Below are 1676 nucleotides of genomic sequence, written 5' to 3' on the forward strand. Positions count from 1 at the left end.
CTGACGCGCGTCCGCGCACTCGAGGACGCCGGGGTCATCCGTGGCTACCGGGCCGACGTGGACGTCGCGCGGCTCGGCTTCGCGATCGAGGCGATGGTCTCGGTCCGGGTGCACGCCGCAGCACGCCACGAGCTCCGCGACTTCGCGAAGCGGCTGCTCCGGGTGCCCGTCGTGCAGGACGTGTCGTTCCTGGCCGGCGACAAGGACTTCCTCGTGCACATCGCGTGCACGTCCACCGAGCAGCTCCGTGACTTCGTGGCCGACGAGCTCAGCGGCGACCCCTCGGTGGCGACGACGCAGACGAACATCGTGTTCGAACGGCTCGTCGCCGACCGTGCACAGCAGGGGCGGTCGTTCGACGAGCTCCGGCGCTGGCGGGCCTGACTCAGCGCGTGCGGGTCATCGGGAGGTGGGGGATCCCGTCCTCGTTGAAGTCCTCGCCCGAGCGCACGAACCCGAACCGGGCGTACCACTGCTCGAGGTGCGCCTGGGCGTCGATCGCGATGCGCGGGGAGCGTGCCTCGGCGATCGCGGCCTCCATCAGCAGCGACGACAGCCCCTGCCCCCTGGCGGCCTTCGCGGTGGCGACGCGGCCGATGCGCTCGGTGCCGTCGTCCTCGCGGAGGAGCCGGAGCGTGGCGTCGACCGAGCCCTGCCCCGCCCAGAACTGCAGCGTGCCGGGCTCGAGGTCGCGCCCGTCGATGTCCGGGTAGGCGGCTGCCTGCTCCACCACGAACACGTCCTGCCGGAGTCGCAGGATCTCGTGCAGGGTGACGACGTCCAGGTTGCGCGTCGGGGCGTTGAAGATCGAGACCAAGACCGGCCTTTCCTGACGATTTCTTCCGAAACAGGGTGCGTTCCGGAACGGAGCGGCGTACATTGCCGGACAACCACTCTACGTGCGCAGCCGAGATCAGGAGGTGAGCGCATGGACCAGCCGTTGCGCGCACCCTGGCGCGCGATGATCCGGTACGTCGTGTTCGGCGTCGGCATCGCCGCTGCCCTCGTGCTGCTCTCGTTGGTGCTCGGCGCTCGTCCGGCCGCGGCGGCCCCCGCGCCCGCCCAGCAGACGCTGCAGACCCACCCGTCGCAGCAACGCGGGCTGGTCGGCGGGGTCGTCGACGGCCTCGGCGACACCGTCCAGGGCGTCGCCGGCGGGGTCGGGCACGTCGTCGACGGCGTCGTCGCCCCGGCCCGGAAGGCCGTCGCCCCCGCCGCTCCGGCAGCTCCGGCCGCGCCCGCACCGAGCGCCCCGGCAGCGCACCCGGCACCCGCGGCCCCGGCGGCGCCGGCACCCGCAGCTCCGGCACCGACCCACCCGTCGAGCGCCGCTCCGGCCCACACGCAGCCGTCGAGCGCCGCTCCGGCACCGTCCACACCGGCGCCCGCCGCGCCCGCCCCGGCTGCACCCGCAGCACCGGCAGCGCAGCCCGCGACCGCCCCCGCGGCGGCACCCGCAGCGACCAGCGCGACCCCCGCAGCACCGCAAGCCGGACCGGCGGAGGCGAGCAGTGCCTCCAGGCCCGTCACCGGCACGGTCGCGACCGTCCTCCATCCCGTCACCGGCGCCGTCCAGACCCTCACCGACGCTCGCCCCGTGACCACCGTCGTGCACTCGCTCGACCAGGTGGTCGGCGGCCTCCCGGTCGTCGGCACGGTCCTCGGCGACGACACCC

General features: G+C 74.3%; 2 protein-coding genes and 1 pseudogene. 2 read left to right on the plus strand and 1 reads right to left on the minus strand.

Annotated features, from left to right (window positions below; genetic code table 11):
- Nucleotides 1–384, plus strand: a 384-nt coding sequence (locus tag BIV01_RS16860) for an Lrp/AsnC family transcriptional regulator (RefSeq protein WP_071303617.1), incomplete at its 5' end; no start/stop codon positions are given.
- A gap of 1 nt (nt 385) precedes the next feature.
- Here BIV01_RS16860 and BIV01_RS16865 read toward each other — a convergent pair.
- Nucleotides 386–817 (minus strand): GNAT family N-acetyltransferase, encoded by a 432-nt coding sequence (locus BIV01_RS16865; RefSeq protein WP_070418328.1) that lies wholly within the window; start codon nt 815–817, stop codon nt 386–388.
- A 111-nt stretch (nt 818–928) separates the two neighbouring features.
- Between BIV01_RS16865 and BIV01_RS20125 the strand changes: the two are divergent.
- Nucleotides 929–1676, plus strand: a pseudogene (locus BIV01_RS20125) (hypothetical protein); the annotation flags it as partial.

The sequence above is a fragment of the Curtobacterium sp. MCBA15_013 genome (assembly GCF_001865095.1).
In the GTDB taxonomy this organism is placed as follows: Bacteria; Actinomycetota; Actinomycetes; order Actinomycetales; family Microbacteriaceae; genus Curtobacterium.